This is a genomic window from Aquabacterium commune (assembly GCF_004362855.1).
Classification (GTDB): domain Bacteria; phylum Pseudomonadota; class Gammaproteobacteria; order Burkholderiales; family Burkholderiaceae_C; genus Aquabacterium; species Aquabacterium commune.
Genome location: NZ_SNXW01000002.1, coordinates 524438 through 540654, shown reverse-complemented (window position 1 = coordinate 540654; position 16217 = coordinate 524438). Strand labels below are relative to the sequence as shown.

The 16217-nt window shown below is 68.0% G+C and carries 20 protein-coding genes; 7 read left to right on the top strand and 13 right to left on the bottom strand.

The window, feature by feature from the left end:
- Positions 1 to 323 precede the first annotated feature (323 nt).
- Positions 324 to 1874, top strand: coding sequence for a methyl-accepting chemotaxis protein (locus EV672_RS19215; protein WP_166643476.1), 1551 nt, complete (start codon positions 324 to 326; stop codon positions 1872 to 1874).
- 12 nt (positions 1875 to 1886) lie between these two features.
- Here the strand turns inward: EV672_RS19215 and EV672_RS06295 are convergent, their stop codons facing one another.
- Entirely contained in the window at positions 1887 to 2123 is a 237-nt protein-coding gene (locus tag EV672_RS06295; RefSeq protein WP_133607311.1) for a CsbD family protein, read from the bottom strand.
- Between the two features lie 238 nt (positions 2124 to 2361).
- On the opposite strand from EV672_RS06295, the gene EV672_RS06290 reads away from it, so the two are divergent.
- Together EV672_RS06290 and EV672_RS06285 are read left to right on the top strand one after the other, a co-directional pair.
- Positions 2362 to 2520 (top strand): DUF3309 domain-containing protein, encoded by a 159-nt coding sequence (locus EV672_RS06290; protein WP_133607309.1) that lies wholly within the window; start codon positions 2362 to 2364, stop codon positions 2518 to 2520.
- Positions 2521 to 2570: 50 nt separating this feature from the next.
- Positions 2571 to 3119: a hypothetical protein gene (locus tag EV672_RS06285; protein WP_133607307.1), complete on the top strand. Its 549-nt coding sequence runs from the start codon at positions 2571 to 2573 to the stop codon at positions 3117 to 3119.
- Positions 3120 to 3151: 32 nt separating this feature from the next.
- On the opposite strand, the gene EV672_RS06280 is transcribed toward EV672_RS06285, so the two are convergent.
- Genes EV672_RS06280 through EV672_RS06270 form a run of 3 tightly spaced genes read right to left on the bottom strand, consistent with a single transcriptional unit; the run spans position 3152 to position 7064 of the window.
- Positions 3152 to 3895 carry a S1 family peptidase gene (locus EV672_RS06280; protein ID WP_133607305.1) on the bottom strand — a complete coding sequence of 248 codons (744 nt, stop codon included), beginning with the start codon at positions 3893 to 3895 and terminating at the stop codon, positions 3152 to 3154.
- Between the two features lie 16 nt (positions 3896 to 3911).
- Positions 3912 to 4508, bottom strand: a complete 597-nt coding sequence (locus EV672_RS06275; protein WP_133607303.1) for a nitrogen regulation protein NR(II) — start codon at positions 4506 to 4508, stop codon at positions 3912 to 3914.
- Positions 4509 to 4520: 12 nt separating this feature from the next.
- On the bottom strand, positions 4521 to 7064 hold the full coding sequence (locus tag EV672_RS06270) for a chemotaxis protein CheB (RefSeq protein WP_208110720.1): 2544 nt from the start codon (positions 7062 to 7064) through the stop codon (positions 4521 to 4523).
- A gap of 111 nt (positions 7065 to 7175) precedes the next feature.
- Between EV672_RS06270 and EV672_RS06265 the strand changes: the two genes are divergently transcribed.
- Positions 7176 to 8474, top strand: coding sequence for a sensor histidine kinase (locus EV672_RS06265; protein WP_166643475.1), 1299 nt, complete (start codon positions 7176 to 7178; stop codon positions 8472 to 8474).
- On the opposite strand, the gene EV672_RS06260 is transcribed toward EV672_RS06265, so the two are convergent.
- Positions 8464 to 9027, bottom strand: coding sequence for a lipid-binding SYLF domain-containing protein (locus EV672_RS06260; protein WP_133607297.1), 564 nt, complete (start codon positions 9025 to 9027; stop codon positions 8464 to 8466). The two genes, EV672_RS06265 and EV672_RS06260, sit on opposite strands and share 11 nt — an antisense overlap.
- A 133-nt stretch (positions 9028 to 9160) precedes the next feature.
- On the opposite strand from EV672_RS06260, the gene EV672_RS06255 reads away from it, so the two are divergent.
- Both EV672_RS06255 and EV672_RS06250 read left to right on the top strand, forming a co-directional pair.
- The gene (locus EV672_RS06255) at positions 9161 to 9880 is read left to right on the top strand and encodes a Crp/Fnr family transcriptional regulator (protein ID WP_133607295.1); all 720 of its coding nucleotides are present in this window, start codon (positions 9161 to 9163) and stop codon (positions 9878 to 9880) included.
- 41 nt (positions 9881 to 9921) lie between these two features.
- Positions 9922 to 10188, top strand: coding sequence for a VF530 family protein (locus tag EV672_RS06250; RefSeq protein WP_133607293.1), 267 nt, complete (start codon positions 9922 to 9924; stop codon positions 10186 to 10188).
- On the opposite strand, the gene EV672_RS06245 is transcribed toward EV672_RS06250, so the two are convergent.
- On the bottom strand, positions 10173 to 11123 hold the full coding sequence (locus EV672_RS06245; protein WP_133607291.1) for a pyridoxamine 5'-phosphate oxidase family protein: 951 nt from the start codon (positions 11121 to 11123) through the stop codon (positions 10173 to 10175). The two genes, EV672_RS06250 and EV672_RS06245, sit on opposite strands and share 16 nt — an antisense overlap.
- Positions 11124 to 11774 carry a glutathione S-transferase family protein gene (locus EV672_RS06240; protein ID WP_133607289.1) on the bottom strand — a complete coding sequence of 217 codons (651 nt, stop codon included), beginning with the start codon at positions 11772 to 11774 and terminating at the stop codon, positions 11124 to 11126. It lies immediately after the preceding gene.
- Positions 11775 to 11877: 103 nt separating this feature from the next.
- Here EV672_RS06240 and EV672_RS06235 point away from each other — a divergent pair, with 103 nt between their 5' ends.
- Positions 11878 to 12846, top strand: a complete 969-nt coding sequence (locus EV672_RS06235; RefSeq protein ID WP_133607287.1) for a LysR family transcriptional regulator — start codon at positions 11878 to 11880, stop codon at positions 12844 to 12846.
- A gap of 14 nt (positions 12847 to 12860) precedes the next feature.
- Here EV672_RS06235 and EV672_RS06230 read toward each other — a convergent pair whose 3' ends face one another.
- From EV672_RS06230 to EV672_RS06205, 6 genes are read right to left on the bottom strand one after another with little or no spacing between them, the layout of a single operon-like run.
- On the bottom strand, positions 12861 to 13397 hold the full coding sequence (locus tag EV672_RS06230; protein ID WP_133607286.1) for a DUF924 family protein: 537 nt from the start codon (positions 13395 to 13397) through the stop codon (positions 12861 to 12863).
- A complete protein-coding gene (locus tag EV672_RS06225; protein ID WP_208110719.1) occupies positions 13379 to 13915 on the bottom strand; it encodes a GNAT family N-acetyltransferase in 537 nt (178 codons plus the stop codon). The genes EV672_RS06230 and EV672_RS06225 overlap by 19 nt, the downstream gene beginning before the upstream one ends.
- A 21-nt stretch (positions 13916 to 13936) precedes the next feature.
- On the bottom strand, positions 13937 to 14491 hold the full coding sequence (locus tag EV672_RS06220) for a hypothetical protein (RefSeq protein ID WP_133607284.1): 555 nt from the start codon (positions 14489 to 14491) through the stop codon (positions 13937 to 13939).
- Positions 14492 to 14496: 5 nt separating this feature from the next.
- Positions 14497 to 14928 carry a hypothetical protein gene (locus tag EV672_RS06215; protein WP_133607282.1) on the bottom strand — a complete coding sequence of 144 codons (432 nt, stop codon included), beginning with the start codon at positions 14926 to 14928 and terminating at the stop codon, positions 14497 to 14499.
- Positions 14929 to 14933: 5 nt separating this feature from the next.
- Positions 14934 to 15467, bottom strand: coding sequence for an RDD family protein (locus EV672_RS06210; protein ID WP_133607280.1), 534 nt, complete (start codon positions 15465 to 15467; stop codon positions 14934 to 14936).
- Positions 15464 to 16153 carry a metal-dependent hydrolase gene (locus tag EV672_RS06205; RefSeq protein WP_133607278.1) on the bottom strand — a complete coding sequence of 230 codons (690 nt, stop codon included), beginning with the start codon at positions 16151 to 16153 and terminating at the stop codon, positions 15464 to 15466. The genes EV672_RS06210 and EV672_RS06205 overlap by 4 nt, the downstream gene beginning before the upstream one ends.
- Positions 16154 to 16217 lie beyond the last annotated feature (64 nt).

The following is a 16217-nucleotide window of genomic DNA, read 5'->3' as shown; positions in this document are numbered from 1 at the left end:
ACGGCACGCTCGCGGACTTCAGGCGAAAACTTCGAGGACTTCTTCATGGCTCCATTCTCCAGTGTTGGAGCCTCCGCGAAACCCGGGGCGCTTCAGGCTGGCTAGCCGCTGTTGCGTGAGGAACCTAAGCCCCTATGGATGCCTCAGACTTTATTGCCCATGAACACACCAGCACAGAGGGCGCCTCCACGGGGCGCCCTTTTTCTTGATCTGTGTGACTTCCGCGGCGCTTGCGGCTTTGCCAAGGTCAATGCCAGGTGACAGTGGCCGATAAACCAGGATCGACCACGTTCGGGGCGAGACGCACGCCTGAAAAAATCACCATGAACCACATGACCATTGGCAAGCGGCTGGCATGGGCCTTCGGGGCGGTGCTGGCCCTGGCCGTGCTGATCACGGGCATCAGCCTGTGGCGACTGCACGAAACCTCCGAGGTCACGCGGCGCATGACGCAAGACCTGATCGCCAAGGAGCGGCTGGTGAGCGACTGGTACGCCAACGTCAGTGCGGGCGTGCGCCGCACCGGTGCCATCGCGCGCAGCAACGACGCGGGGCTGGCGGCCTTTTTCGCGCAGGATGTGGCCGAGGCCACCCGGGCCAACAACCAGTCGCAGCAACTGGTGGAGGCCAAACTGAGCGACGACGTCGAGCGCCGGCTCTTCGGGCAACTCAAGGATGTGCGCCAGCAGTTCATCCACTGGCGTGACCAGATCACGGCGCTGAAGAAGTCAGGGCAGCAGGACCAGGCCATCGGCATGATGGACGAGAAATTCAAGCCGGTGGCGCAGCAGTACCTGAGCACCATGCAGGCCTTCCAGGCCTTGCAACGCCAGCGCCTGGACGAGGAGGCGCGCATCCTGGCCGACGCCAATGCGCTCAGCGCGCGCTTGTTGTGGAGCCTCGGGGCGGTGGCCCTCTTGCTGGGCGCGGGCCTGGCCTGGGGCATCACCCGCAGCATCGCGGCGCCCTTGCGCGAAGCCGTGGCCTCGGCGCAGCGCGTGGCCGCCGGGGACCTGATGGGCCTGCCGCACACCGCGCGCCAGGACGAAACCGGTGCCTTGCTGCGTGCGCTCGACGGCATGCGCGGGAACCTGGCCAGCGTGGTGGGGCAGGTGCGTGCCAGTGCGGAAAGCGTGGCGACGGCCAGCTCCGAAATCGCGCATGGCAACCTGGACCTCAGCCAGCGCACGGAATCGCAGGCGGCGGTGCTGCAGGAAACCGCTTCCACCGTGGCACAGCTCAGCCAGAACGTCAGCCACAGCGCCGACAACGCACTGCAGGCGCGGCAGCTGGCGCAGGACGCCTCCAGCTTGGCCAGCCAGGGCGGGGTGGTGGTCGGTCAGGTGGTCAACACCATGCAGACCATCCGCGCCAGCTCGCACAAGATCGGCGACATCACCAGCGTGATCGATGGCATCGCCTTCCAGACCAACATCCTGGCGCTCAACGCGGCTGTGGAAGCAGCCCGGGCAGGTGAGCAGGGTCGCGGGTTTGCCGTGGTGGCCGGCGAGGTGCGCACCCTGGCGCAACGCAGCGCGGCGGCGGCCAAGGAAATCAGCGAGCTCATCCGCAACAGCGTGACCCAGGTGGAGCAGGGCGTCCAGTTGGTGGACCAGGCCGGTGCCACCATGCAGGACATCGTGGCCGCCATCCACCGTGTCACCGGCATCGTCACCGACATCAGCGACGCCACGGCCGAGCAGAGTGGTCGCGTGGGTCAGGTCAGCATGACCTTGATGCAGATGGACCAGTCCACCCAGCAAAACGCCGCGCTGGTCGAGCAGAGCGCGGCGGCGGCCGACAGCCTTCAGCGCCAGGCGGCCCACATGGTGGACACGGTGTCCACGTTCAGGGTGGCAGCGCTCAGCGCGTGAGCTGCCGCACGCTCACTGCGGCTTCTTGCCCGCAGTCGCAAACCACGAGTCGTCGGCCTTGCTGGCCCAATCGCTGATCTGCGTGTCGGCCACTTCCTTGGCCACGCCGTAGCGCTCCTGGATCTTGCCTGCCAACTGCTCGCGCTTGCCCGAGATGAGGTTCAACTCGTCGTCGGTCAGCTTACCCCATTGCACTTTGGCCTTGCCCACGACTTGCTTCCAATTGCCTTGAATGCGATCCCAGTTCATGTGCTTCTCCTTGTGTGGCTGTCGCGGCGACACACGGAGTGGGTCTTGGGCCGGCAACACACGAGCGGACTCTAGGAGGGCCTGTCTGTGGCGTCGGTGCGCTGGCCCACGCAGCCACGGCATGCGCCGGGCTTGCCCTGTCGGCTGGGGCGCGAGTGTGCGCCAGCGCACAGATGCGCGGTGCCGATCCGCATAGGCTTGCCTCCATGACAACACACACAAGGTCGGGGAGGACACCATGAGCCTGGGCACCATTTTGCTGATCGTCTTGATTCTGATGCTGCTGGGGGCCTTGCCCACCTGGCCGCACAGCCGAGGTTGGGGCTATGGGCCCAGCGGTGGCCTGGGCCTGGTGGTGACGGTGTTGCTCATCCTCTGGCTCCTGGGGCGCATCTGATGCGCACCCACGGGTCTTCACGCCACTGCAACGCTCCAACAGGGATCACCATGACCTTCCAGACCACCGCCCTTTTCGCCGCCTGCGCCTTGGCACTGCTGCACGGCCCCGTGCACGCACAGAGCATGAGCAAGGCCGACTTCGAGGTGCGCAAGGACCGCATCGCCGCAGAGTACAAGGTGGACAAAACCGCTTGCGGCAAGCTGGCCGGCAACGCTGCCGACATCTGCAAGGCCGAAGCCAAGGGCAAAGAAAAGGTGGCGCATGCCGACCTGACCTGTGCGTATTCGGGCAAGTCTGCCGACCGCACCAAGCTGCTCGAAGCCAAGGCCCATGCGGCTTATGAGGTCGCCGAGGAGAAGTGCGACGACCAGGCTGGCCAGGCCAAGGACCTGTGCGTCCAGGAGGCCAAGTCCGTCAAGGCCAAGGCGCTGGCCGATGCCAAGATGGGCAAGGAAATCCACGATGCGCGCACCGATGCATCCCAGGAAAAAACCGATGCCAACCACAAGGTCGCCGTCGAGAAGTGCGACACCTTGAGCGGTGCGGGCAAGGCGGACTGCGTCAGCGCGGCCAAGCGCCAATACGGCAAGAACTGAGGCCGAGGCTGGACTGAGCCTGCCTGCGCCCATCAGGCCGTCAGCGTCAACAGCACGTCGGCGTACCAGGCGCAGTTCAGGCCGAGCAGTTCGTCCACCCGCGCATCGCGGTTGCCCATGTCCATGCGCGAAGCGTGGATGCCCAGCAGGGTCCAGGGGAGTTCGTCCCGGTCCTTGTCTGTGTCCAGGTCGTGGGTTGGCGCGCGGCGCATCACCACCGGCGCACCACTGGTGCCCCGGTGCGTGCGTGCGTCCGTCAGGAAGTAGCCCTGGCCCTGGAAGCGCAGTCCGAACGAGGACGCGATGATGGCCTGTCTCACCACGGGCAGGTGGTGCAGCGTGTCATGGAAGCCCAGCGGGAAGCCGACCACGAGCACCGACTGGCCGACCTCCACGTCCTGCAGATCGCGCTGCAGGTGGGCCGGGGTGAAACAGGTGTAGAGGGTGGACGGCGAGAAGCGCGAGCGGTCGAGCTCGATCACCGCCACGTCCACCGCACCGCCTGCATCCTGCGCCTGTCGCCACACCGCCTTGCCGCCCTTGTAAAGCATGATGGACAGCACCATGCAGCGCGTGAGGTTGTCGGGGTCGTGGTGCAGGTCGATCTCGATGCGGTCCGGCCGGTGCTGGCTGGCCTCGTCGCACAGCACGTGGCGGTTGGTGACCAGGAAGAGCCGATCGCCCGACGCGAAGTAAAAGCCGCTGGCCGCCGTGAGCGCCTGGCGGTTGCGGAAGGTCATCACGCGGGTGGTGCTCAGCAGGATGGCTTCGGTCATCTGACGGCGCCCGGGTTCACGCTTCGGGCAGTTCGGTGAGCGTGACGAGGAAGCGCTCGCCGGCCGGGTCGGCGCTGAGCGAGGCACACACGCTGCGGGTCTGTGCGGGCGAGGTGCCCATGCGCAACAGGCCTGCGGCCATGGGCTCACCTTGGGTGATGCGGCCCATCAGGCTGTGCAGGGCGTGGGGTGAGGCCACCCAGCCATCCAGCCGGTGGCCGATCAAGGCCTGGCGTGCCAGGCCCAGGCTGTGCGCGGCCGTGAGGTTGGCGTCCCACACCCGCGTGTCGGGGCCGATGGTGAGGTACGCCGTGGGCGCGCAGTCGTAGAGCTGCACTTGCCGCGCCAGCCCCGCTGCCAGTTCGTCGTGCGCGGCTTGCAGCGTGTCGGCCTGCAGCGCCAGCTCGACTTGGTGGACCTGCAACTCGTGCAGCAGGGCCAGTGCGCTGGGCGCGGTCTCGGGCGCTGCGGCCAGCTGGTACAGCACGCGCATGGCCTCCGACGCCTGTTCGCCGGGCGGTGGCAGCGAGGTGTTGCCGTCGCGCAGGTGGGCGTGGGCGCGCTGGCGCAGGTCCACGGTGGCAGGCAGTGTCAGAGGGGGCGTGGTGGGCATGGTGAGCCCACTCTACGCCTTGCGCAGTTGAGACTCCAGCGCTTTCGACGCGGTGATGTCCACGAAGGTCAGCACCACGCCCTGGATCATGTTGCTCACGGTGCGGTACGGCATGATGCGCACCGCCAGCCAGCGCGCGTCGGTGGTGGCGATCTGCTTCTCCGTGGGCGTCAGCGTGCGCAGCGTGGCCTTCGCATCCTGGTGCAGCTCGGGGTAGTTCAGCTTGCTGTTGAGGTCGCTCAAGGGCCGGCCGATGTCGCTGTCGCGCAGGTGGAAGAGGCCGGTGGCCTGCTCGGTGAAGCGGCGCACGTTGAGGTCGTTGTCGAGGAAGAGCGTGGCGATGTCCGTGCTGTTGAGCAGGTTCTGCATGTCGCTCTGGGCCATGGCCAGGTCGTCCAGCTTGGTTTGCAGCTCGCCGTTGATGGTCTGCAATTCCTCGTTCATGGACTGCGCCTCTTCCTTGGACGTGGTCAGCTCCTCGTTGGTCGATTGCAGCTCTTCGTTCGCCGATTGCAACGCCTCGTTGGCGGCTTGCAGTTCTTCGCGCGAGGCCTGCATTTCCCGACGCAGCGCCTCGATCTCGCCGCGCGCGTGGTCCAGCTCCTGCTGCCGGGCCGTGTCGGTGCTGCCTGCCGCGCTGGCCGTGTCGGTGTGTGCTGGCGGCACGCTCACCTCCTTGAAGACGATCAGCACCGTGCCGGCCAGGGCCCTGGGCTCCTGCAGGCTTTGCACGGTCACGCTGAGGGTGCGCAGCGGGTCACTGTCCAGCGTCAACCCGCTCAGCGTCACCGTCTTGCGTTCGGCGATGGCCTCGCGCAGCGCCACGGCCAGCTGGGTGCGCATGTGGCTGCGCGCCATCACGTGGATGTTCCAGTTCGCCTTGCCTGCCGCCGGCTCCAGGTAGCGCCCGGTGCGGCCGTTGATGTAGAGGATGTCGCCCGCTTCGTTGACCAGCACGGCGGCGGGCGCGTGGGTCTGCAGCAGCACATGGTCGGCCAGGGTCTGGAGGTTGTTGGGCGGCATGGGGGTGCTGGACACAAGGGCTTCCTGCGTGGTGTGGCGCGACGCGGTGGGGGGCTTGACCGGGAAATCGACCGACATGGTGGCCAGGGCATCGTCGTTGCGCTGGTAGAGCCGGTGCTTGGCGCTCAGGGCGGTGAACATCGATTGTGCACGGCCCACGGTTTCGCAGCCCCCCAGCAGCAGCACCCCGCCGGGGCGCAGGCTGTAGTGGAACAGCGGCATCAGGCGCTGCTGCAGTTCGGCGTTGAAATAGATCAGCACGTTGCGGCACGACACCAGGTCCAGCCGGGTGAAGGGCGGGTCCAGGATGACGTCGTGCTGCGCGAACAGCACCATGTCGCGGATGTCCTTGTGGATGCGCCAGCCGCCTTCGTGGGCCGTGAAGAAACGGGCCAGGCGCTGTGCGCTCATCTCGGTGGCGATGCGCGCGGGGTACTGGCCTTTGCGCGCCACGGCCACGGCATCGGCGCTGAGGTCGGTGGCAAAGACCTGCAGCATCAGGCCGGCGGCTTCGGGGTGGGCGTCTTGCGCCTCCTTGAACAGCATGGCCAGGGAGTAGGCCTCCTCGCCCGTGGAGCAGCCCACCACCCAGGCGCGGCACAGGCCATGGGCACCGTGTTGCGCCAGCATCGCGGGCATCGCCCGTGCGGCCAGCTCCTCCCACACCTCGTCGTCGCGGAAGAAGCGCGTCACGCCGATCAGCATCTCCGCGAACAGCAGGTCCAGCTCCTGCGGGCTGTGCGACAGCAGCTCGGCATAGGCGCCCATGGTGCCCAGGCCGTGCACGGCCATGCGGCGGCCGATGCGGCGCAGCAGCGTGCTGCTCTTGTAGAGCGACATGTCGTGCTTGCTGTGCGCCTTCAGCAGGCCGAGGATGGTGTCGAGCGCCGGCGCCTCGTCCGCAGGCATGGCCACGGGCATGTCGGGGCGCGTGCTGGCCAAGACTTGCAAGATGCGCTGTGGCAGTTCGGCCGGCAACGCCACGATGGCCACGCAACCCGAAGCGATCGCACTGCGGGGCATGCCATCGAACTGGGCAGACGCCGGCTGCTGGGCCAGCGTCAGGCCACCGCTGGTGTGCAGCGCTTCAAGACCGAGCGTGCCGTCTGAGCCCATGCCAGACAGCACCACGCCGATGGCGCGCTCGCCCTGGTCCTGCGCCAGGGAGCTGAACAGCACGTCGATGGGCAGGCGTTGGCCGCGCGGGTGCTGCGGCTGCGACAGGTGCAGGTGGCCCTTGGCCACGGTCATTTCGCGCGCAGGCGGGATGACATACACCGTGTTGGCCAGGATGAGCATGCCGTCGGTGACCTCGCGCACCGGCAGCTGCGTCACCCTTTGTAGCAGGCTGACCAGCAGTGTTTCGCGGGTGGGATCCAGGTGTTGCACCACCACGTAGGCCATGCCACTGTCCAGGGGCACCTGTTCGAAGAAGGCTTCCAGCGCGGCCAGCCCGCCTGCGGACGCGCCCAGGCCCACGACGCGCGGTGTGTCGGTTGGGGGATGGTGCTCTGCAACGCTGGGGCGCATCATGGGTTCAGTATGGCCCCTGTGGCATGCAGCGGGTGCCACGGTCTGTGCGGCGGCACACCGACACGGACATGCCCGGACGCTACAAACGGTGCAAACCCACCAAGGAGTGACATGGACCGGCCTGCCCACACCGATGCTGTGCTGCTGCACGAGCTGCAGGTGCACCAGATCGAGCTGGAGATGAGCGTCGAGGCGCTCAAGGCGTCGCAGCATGCGCTGTCCGTCTCGCGGGACCAGTACCTGGGCCTCTACGAGCGCGCGCCGGTGGGCTACTGCACGCTCGATGCCCGCGGTCACATCGTGCAGATCAACCCCGTGGGCGCGAACCTGCTGGGCGTGCACCGCGATGGGGCGATGTCGCAACCCTTCCTGGCCAGCGTGGCGCCTCCTGATCAGGCGAACTGGCTGTCTGCCTGGGCGCACGTCGTTCAGCAGGACGCGCCCGAGGACCTGGAGCTGTGCGTGCGGGGTGCCGATGGGCGCGGCCAAGCCGTGCACGCCTGCCTGCAGCGCCATCCGGGCGAAGCCCAGGCGCTGGAGGTGTTCGTCGTGCTGAACGATGTCACCGAGCGCAAGCAGCTTGAGGCCGCGCTGAACCGGCACCGTCAGCACCTGGAGCAGTTGGTGGTCGAGGGCACCGCCGCCTTGCGCGATGCCAAGGAAGCCGCGGAGGCCGGCAGCCGCGCCAAGTCCGAGTTCCTGGCCAACATGAGCCACGAAATCCGCACGCCCATGAACGCCATCATCGGCTTTGCCTCGCTGATGCGCGAGGAGGGGCCCAGCCCGGTGCAGTCCCAGCGCCTGGGCATCATCCTCGATGCCAGTGCCCACCTGATGGACATCATCAACGACGTGCTCGACCTCGCCCAGGTCGAGGCCGGCAAGATGACGCTGGCGCCCGTCCAGGTGTCGCTGCCGCGCTTGCTGGCCGATGTGAGCGCGCTGGTCTCGCCACAGGCCGCGGCCAAGGGCGTGCACATCCGCACCGAGCACTCGGTGCTGCCGGCCTGGGTGATGGCCGACCCGACCCGCCTGCGCCAGGCCCTGCTCAACTACGCCACGAACGCCGTCAAGTTCACCGAGCACGGCCAGATCGTGCTGCGCTGTGACGTCTTGCCCGAGGTCTCGCAGGCCGACTGCCACGTGCGCTTCGAGGTGCGCGACACCGGCATCGGCATCGAGCCCTTGGTGATGGCCCGCTTGTTCCAGCCCTTCGAGCAGGCCAATGCCTCGGCCACACGGTGCCATGGTGGCACCGGCCTGGGCCTGGCCATCACCCGCCGCATCGCTCAGCAGATGGGCGGTGATGCCGGCGCCAGCAGCCAGCCGGGCGTGGGCAGTGTGTTCTGGTTCACCGCCCGCCTGCCCTTGGTGCTGCCCACGCCCTCACCCCACGATGTCAGCGCTTGATCGGTGTGATCTTGGTGCCTTCGATGCTCAGGCTGACCATCAGGCCTTGCTGGTCGAGGATGAAGGCGTAGGCATCGTCTTTCAGGGTGGACGAGGACAGGTTCTTGGCCATGCCTTCGTTGACAACCACCACGCTGGGGCCCACGCCGATCTCCCAACCCTGGGTGTCGGCCAAATAGCGCACGGCCTTGTCGCTCATCAAGAAAACCACGTAGCCGTAGGACTCTGCACCGGCTTGCCAGCCCCAGGATGCCGAGACCGAGTTGTAGTAGCTGGGCGCCTGCATCGATTTCAGCAACACGCCTTCGCCGTAGCTGCCACCGAACACCAGGCCAGCCTTGATGATTTTCGGGAACACCAGCGTGGCCTTGGCCTTCTTGGAGAGGCTCTCGGCAGCACTGTTGGTTTTGTAGAGGGTCTGCAGCGTCTGCTGGGCGTCGCGGTTGAGGTCCTCGGCCGTGGCGGCGTGGACAGGCAGCGAGAAGCTGGCGAGCGAGAAGGCGATGGCGCTGATCTGGAGGATGGTGTTCAGGGAAGGGGTCTGTGTTTGCATGAGGTGCTCCTGGTTTGGGATGGGTCCACTTGCAATCTAGGAGCCTGTCATCTCCGGGTCTGTGCGATGGCGCACATACGCAGCGACACGCGGCCCGTAAGGTTGTGTCACGACACCACAAGGAACTGGTTGGATGAAACGAACTGCTGACCCACGCACGAACGGCCTCTTGGCGATGCTGCCGGAGGATGTCTATGCGCGGTGGCGTCCTGATCTGGAGTACGTGGCCATGCCCCTGGGGCATGTGGTCAGCGAGTCGGGCTGTGGCCTCCAGCACGTGTTCTTCCCAACGACGTCCATCGTGTCCCTGCTGGGTGTGACGGAAGATGGCGCAGCCGCCGAGATCGCCGTGGTGGGCCACGAGGGCGTGGTCGGCATCTCGCTGTTCATGGGCGGTGGCACCACCCCCAGCCGCGCCGTGGTGCAAAGCGCAGGCCAGGGCTTTCGCTTCCATGGTGACCTGCTCATGGCCGAGTTCAACCGCGGCGGCCCGGCCATGCACCTGCTGCTGCGTTACACCCAGGCCCTCATCACGCAGATGGCGCAGACGGCGGTGTGCAACCGCCACCACCGCCTGGACCAGCAGCTCTGCCGATGGCTCTTGCTCAGCCTGGACCGCCTGCCCGGCCTGAACCTGGTGATGACGCAGGAGCTGATCGCCAACATGCTCGGGGTGCGCCGCGAGGGCGTCACCGAAGCGGCGCTCAAGCTGCAGCGCCAGGGCCTGATCCGCTACGCGCGCGGCCACATCGAGGTGCTGGACCGCGAGGGCCTGGAGTCCCTGAGCTGCGAGTGCTACGGCGTGGTCAAAAGGGAATACGATCGCCTCCTGCCCAACCTGGTGGCCACGTGAGGGCCGCTCTTGTTTGCCCCGATCCCGTTCACCCGCTGTCCATGACCCCGACCTCCCGCGACCCGCTGCACGGCATCACCCTGGCCCGCATGGTCGAAGACCTGTCTGATTTCTACGGCTGGGAGGAACTCGGCCGCCTCATCCCGGTGCGCTGCTTCACGCACGAGCCCAGCGTGGCCTCCAGCCTGAAGTTCCTGCGCCGCACGCCCTGGGCGCGCGAGAAGGTCGAGGCGCTGTACGTGGATTCGTTGCAGCGCTATGGCGGCACGCAAGGCGGCGCGCACGGTGGTGCTCAAGGCAGCAACTGAGGCGGCGGCTCGGCGGGTGTCCAGCGCAGGGGCAAGGCCTGCGGGCGACGCCAGCCACCGCGCACATCGAGGTGCAGCAGGCGCAGCGCGCCGGGGTGGGCGGCCAGCGCAGGCCCTTGCGTGCTGACCGAGGCTTCGGCGGCCAGGTGGAGCAGGCTGCCATCGTCGAAATCCGGCACCAGCAGCCCGGCCTGGGGCCACACCCGCAGGTTGCCCAGGGTGTTGAAGTGCAGGTTGCCGCTGTAGTCGGGCACCGTCAGGCGCAGGCAGGTCGCACCACCGGCGTCGTGAACCGCCACGTGCACAAAGCCCGGCCGGCCGCCACGGTGTGACACGTCCACGCCTTCGGCCCAGTCGCTGCCAAGTTGCGCGGCGCTGGCCGTGGCGATGAAGAAGGTGTCGGCACGGCGCAGCCAGGCGATGGCGGCCTCGTCCAGCATCGGTCCCAAGGCCTCGGCCGGCCGCGGTGTCAGCGTGGCGTCGGCCTGCGGCCGCCGTGCGTGGATGTACTTCGGGCAGTTGCCAAAGCTCTGCACCACCGCCACTTCGATGCCATGGGGCTCCACCGCCTGCAGCCGGCCATTGGCGCGGTTGCGCCGCCGTGTGTGGGGCTCCAGGCCCAGCAGCCCGACGGGTGTGCCTTCGGTCAGCCAGGGGCGCACCGGGTCATCGGCCGAGGGCAGGGCGTGGATGCGCAGCGTGCGGGCATCGGGGCTGTCGGTGAAGCCGGGCGGCCCTTGCAGCATCGTGGCCCAGGGCTGGCCGCTGGCGTCCTGCACGGCCAGCAGCAGCGTGGGCAGCTTGCCGAACAGCTCGCGGTGCTGCTCTGGCATGTGGTCGCGGATGACCATGCGTCCCACGGCCTCCAGCCGCTCGCGCACGCCCACCTCGCTTTGCCAGGCCTGCTCGCCGACATGGAAGGCCGGGGTGTCCATTCAAGCCTCCGTGGGCAAGGCGGAGCGCTGCATGCCGACGAAGCCAGGCAAGGCTTCGATGCGCGCCAGCCAGGCCCGGATGTGCGGCCAGGGCGCCAGCGCGATGCCGCCTTCCGGGGCGTGCGCCGTGTAGGCGTACAGCGCGATGTCGGCGATGGTGGCGTGGTCGGCGGCCAGCCAAGGCTGCTGTCCGAGGTGCTGTTCCATCACGCCGAACAGGCCGGTGGCGATGGTGAGCGCCTGCGGGTTGGGCGGGCGTTTGAAGACGTGAACCACGCGCGCGGCGGCAGGGCCGTGGGCCAGCGGGCCGGCCGCGACACTCAACCAGCGCTGCACCTCGGCCTGCGTGCGGGCGTCTTCGGGCCACCACTGGCGCTGCGGGTCACGCGTGGCGGCCAGGTACAGCAAGATGGCGTTGCTGTCGGCCAGCACGGTGCCGTCGATCTCCAGCACCGGCAACTGGCCAAAGGCATTGCGGGCGAGGAAGGCCGGGGACTTGTGCTCGCCCGCGGCGAGGTCCACATCGACCAGTTCAACAGGCACCTGCAGCAGCGACAGCATCAGCTGTGCGCGGTGGGCGTGGCCCGAGAGGGCGTGGCGGTAGAGGCGGGTGACGGTCGGGCGGGTGGGGTTCGAGGCTGTGTTCGACATGGTGGCTCCTGGTGGATGGGTGTGGAGGCAGTCTAGGAATTGCGCGGCGAGAACGAAAGACCGATCGCTGGCAGTTCAGAATTGCTGCCGGAGGAAGAAACCGATGGACCACCTGCAACGCCTGCGCACCTTCGTGGCCGTGGCCGAGAGCGGCAGCTTCGCCCAAGGCGCCCGCTTGCGCGAGGTGTCGGCGCCTGCCGCCACCCGGGCCGTGGCGTCGCTGGAGCAGCACCTGGGTGCCTTGCTCCTGCAGCGCACGACCCGCAGCCTGCGCCTGACCGAGGCCGGGGAGGCCTTCCTGGCCGATTGCCGCCGCATCCTGGGCGAGCTGGACATGGCCGAAGCCGCCGTGACCGGTGCCCGGGGTGAGCCCCGCGGGACGCTGTCCGTCACGGCGCCGGCCCTGTTCGGCAGCCGGCACATCGCGCCGCTCCTGTTCGAATTCCTCGACCGCCACCCGGCCTTGCAGGCTCGGGCCTTGTTCACCAACCGCCTGGTCCACCTGATCGATGAGGGGCTGGACGTGGCGCTGCGCATCGCGGTGCTGCCCGACTCGGGCTTGACGGCCGTGCCCGTGGGGCACATGCGCATGGTCGTGGTGGGCTCACCGGCCTACCTGCAGGCGCACGGCGAGCCGAGCACGCCGGCCGAGCTGAAGCAGCACCGCGCCATCGGCCTGGCCATCGAGGGGCAGGAGCGCAGCAGCTGGAGCTTCGGCCAGGGCCGCCACAGCCCCGCGCCGCACGAGCGCCTGGTGGTCAATGCCAACGATGTGAAGGTGGCCGCCGCGGTGGCCGGTCAAGGCCTGGCCCGGGCGCTGGCCTACCAGGTGACCGACGAGGTGCGCGACGGCCGCCTGTGCGTGGTGCTGGCCGCGCACGAGCCTGCACCCGTGCCGGTGCACCTGGTGTACCCGGCAGGCCGGGGCGCGGCGGCCAAGGTCCGCGAGTTCGTGCACTTCGCGGCCGAGCGCCTGCGCGCGCTGCCGGTGCTGCAGGGGCAGGGGCTGGACGCGCCAGGCGGCCGTGCCCAACAGCACCGCACCGACCCCACCTCGCCCGCAACGTGGTGAGGCCGCAAAGGCGCTCAGAAGCTTGAGCCGGGCTGTTTCAGGAAATCGATTTCCTCGTCGCTCGAGGCGCGCCCCAGGATGGCGTTGCGGTGCGGGTAGCGTCCGAAGCGGTCAACGATGGCCTTGTGCCGCAGTTCGAAGTCGAGGTTGTTGGCCGGCGCGAAGGCGCGGTAGAGGCGCTCGGCCTCGGTGTGGATGGCGGGCGACTCGCTGTGCATGAAGGGCAGCAGCAGGAAGCTGCACTCCGTGGGGGTGAGCGCCAGGTGGGCGTCCTGGCGCACCGCTTCTTGCGCCAGGGCCAGCGCCAGCGGGTCTTGCGCGAAGGCCAGCGGCGTGCCGCGGTGGACGTTGCGCGAGAACTGGTCGAGCACGACGACCTCGGCCAGCCGGCCCTGTGGCGTGTCGCGCCAGGCGTGCAACTCGCAGCGCGCGGCCTGCTGCAAGAGCGCGCCGAAGCGCTGGGTGATGAGGGCATCGAAGGCCGGGTCCACCTGCCACCATTGTTGGGGCGCGGTGTCTTGGAACCAGAAGGTCAGGATGTCTTGGGGCATGAGGGTGTCTTTCCGTCCAGTGTCAATTGCCAGTACCCGATGTCCACCCAGCGCCCGAACTTGTGGCCCACCTCGCGCAAATGCCCCACCTGCGTGAAGCCCAGCGACGCGTGCAGGCCGGCGCTGCCGGCGTTGGGCAGGGCGATGGCGGCGATCAGGGCGTGGCAGCCCTGCGCCTGCAGTTGCGCCAGCAGCGGCTCGTACAGGGCGCGGCCGATGCCGCGGCGTTCGAAGCCCAGGCGCACATAAACCGTCACCTCGGCCGTGTGGCGGAAGGCGGCGCGTGCGTGGTAAGCGCTGGCGTAGCTGTAGCCCACGAGCTGAGGCCCCGTCGCTGTGTCCACCTCGCACACCAGCCAGGGGTGGGTGCGGCGGTAGGCGTCGATGCGCTCGCGCATCTGCTCAGGCCGCAAGGGCACCTCCTCGAAGGTCACCACCGTGTGCGCGATGAAGTGGTTGTAGATCTCGCAGATGGCGTGTTCGTCGCCGGGGGCAAAAGGGCGGATGTGCATGGTCATGGGATGGCTCACGGCGGTCGGTCAACCATTGAAACTGAACACCACGAAGCCGCTGACCGGGTCGGCCAGCAGGTCGAACTCGCGGCCCTCGGTGCCAAAGCCTGTTTCGCGGGCCTTGGCGATCATGGCGGTGACGTCGTCGGGCAGGTCGATGCAGGCCTGGCCCCGCACATGGAAGCCGCTGGACGCGTGTTGCCAGGCGCCATAGCGGTGGTACGTCGGCTGGTCGCGGCCCGTGCGCGCTGTCTGCAGCTTTGCCAGACCACGTTGCGCGAGGTCCAGGCGCGAGGCTTCCGTCAGGCGGTGCACGAACACACCGCAACCCTCCAGCAGCCCGCCTGACTCCTTGGCGAAAACTTCCTCGGCCACGTCAAGTTCCTGCGGCAGCGGGCCGGTCTTGTCCCGCCAGTGCGACCACGCGGCGCTGGCCAGCCACGCCACGGTGAGCGTCAGGACCAGGCCGCCCAGGGGCGCGAGCACCAGCGCCATGGTGCGCGACTGACCCGAACGGCGCGCTTGCACGTGCACCCAGGCCGAGCACGCGAGCAGGGTCAGCAGGAGGGTGAGGAGGAGCATGGCGGTCAATGGCTCAGGAGCAGCAAACGCACCAGCACGCGAAGGGCGATGGCCACCAGCAGCGCGAACCCGAAGGCCGCCCAGGCAGACCGGAATGTGCCGCCAGCCGCCCGGTGCGCCTGGTGATGGCGCCGCAAGAGATGGACCGTGAACAGCGTCCAGGGCAGCAACTGCAGGACGTGCGGGATGAACTCAGAGAGGGCATCGGGCGGGACATGGCACAAGACCCAGAACCACAAGACCGACGCGACCGCGAAAACCCCAGCGGCCAGGCCCCGCTCGCGTGCGAGACCCAGTGCGACGGTGTTGCGGTCCACCAGCCACCACGTCGCCAGGGGGCCGCCCACCAGGCTGGCCAGGGCGATGGCCGGGAGGCCGAAGATGCGTGGCGCTGTGGGCGCGAGGGTGTGCGCCGTGGGCGCGGATGGGGTCGGCATGAGGCTCAGGTGGCCTTGCGGATCACCACCGTGCCCGCGAGGTAATCGTGCAGCGCCTTCTTGCGCTTGTTGAAGAGGATGGTGATGAACTCGCTCCACACCCACACGTTCATGACGATGTTCAGGCCTTTGTACCAAGCGGGTGCCGCTTCGCTCAGCAGCATGCTTTTCTGCACGAAGCCCAGGGGCATGTACTGCTCCTCGGGGATTTGCAGTGCGGTGTAGGCCAGCGTGGCCGAGGTCAGCATGGACAGCCCGAACAGCACCGAGTAGCGCACGAATGCGGCCTGGCGCGTGACGGGCGAGCCGTCGTCCATGACGATGCGCGTGCGCATGGCCAGCTTGCCCGGCGTGCCGCCATAGCGCACCACCAGGTGCACGCTGAACCAGATGCCGATGAGCGCGCCGGGGATGAGCCACACGGCCTGGAACCAACGGCTGTGGTTGGTGCCGAAGACGGCGATGGCCACCAGCGGGATCAATGCGATGAAGTCAACGAGGTAGGCGCCGAAGCGGCGCCAGAAGCCGGCGTAGGTCATGGTTGCTCTCTGGGTTGTGTTGTTTGGAGGGGGGCAGATTGCCACGAGGTGCGGGCGAAGTACCAGATGGCGAACCACCCCATGGCGATGTGCGCGCCGATGAAGCCCGCGAACAGCATGGGGTGGCCCGCGATGAGCGTTTCCGGGCCGGGGATGTCGGGCGAGTAAAACGACAGCGCGCCGACATTGAAGGCCAGGATGACGGCCAGCAAGGCCTTGGAGCCCTGAAAGCGGCGCCAGCACCAGACGCCATAGAGGGTCTCCACGACCAGGGCCACCATGGGAGCGTCGTACAGCCCCGTGCCCAGCTTGGGGCTGGTGATGCCTGGCGCAATCGCCATGTCCGGCGCATGCACGAGCAGGTCCAGCACCGTGTGGGAAAACACCCCGACCGCCAGCGCCACGCCCCACTGCGGTCGGCCCAGGCGTTTGGCGAAGACCCACCACACCGCCCACGCCAGCAACGCGGTGGTGACCAGGGAATGGGAGTAGGGCATGTGGACGAGGTGCACATCGCGCATGGAAGCGAAGGCCGGGCCCACCTCGGTGCGCTCCACGCCGAGCAGGTTCAGCGCGACCCACAGCACCTCGACGATCTGCACAGAGACCAGCACCGGCCAGATCGGAACGCCGGGCCAACGCCGGTGGATGGCCAATGCGGTGGCCGCGTGGTTGATGGCGTTCACTGTGTTCCCCTGTGCGCTTTTGGTTTGGCGAACACTGTAACGGCCCCGCGCCAAGCCCCGTGTG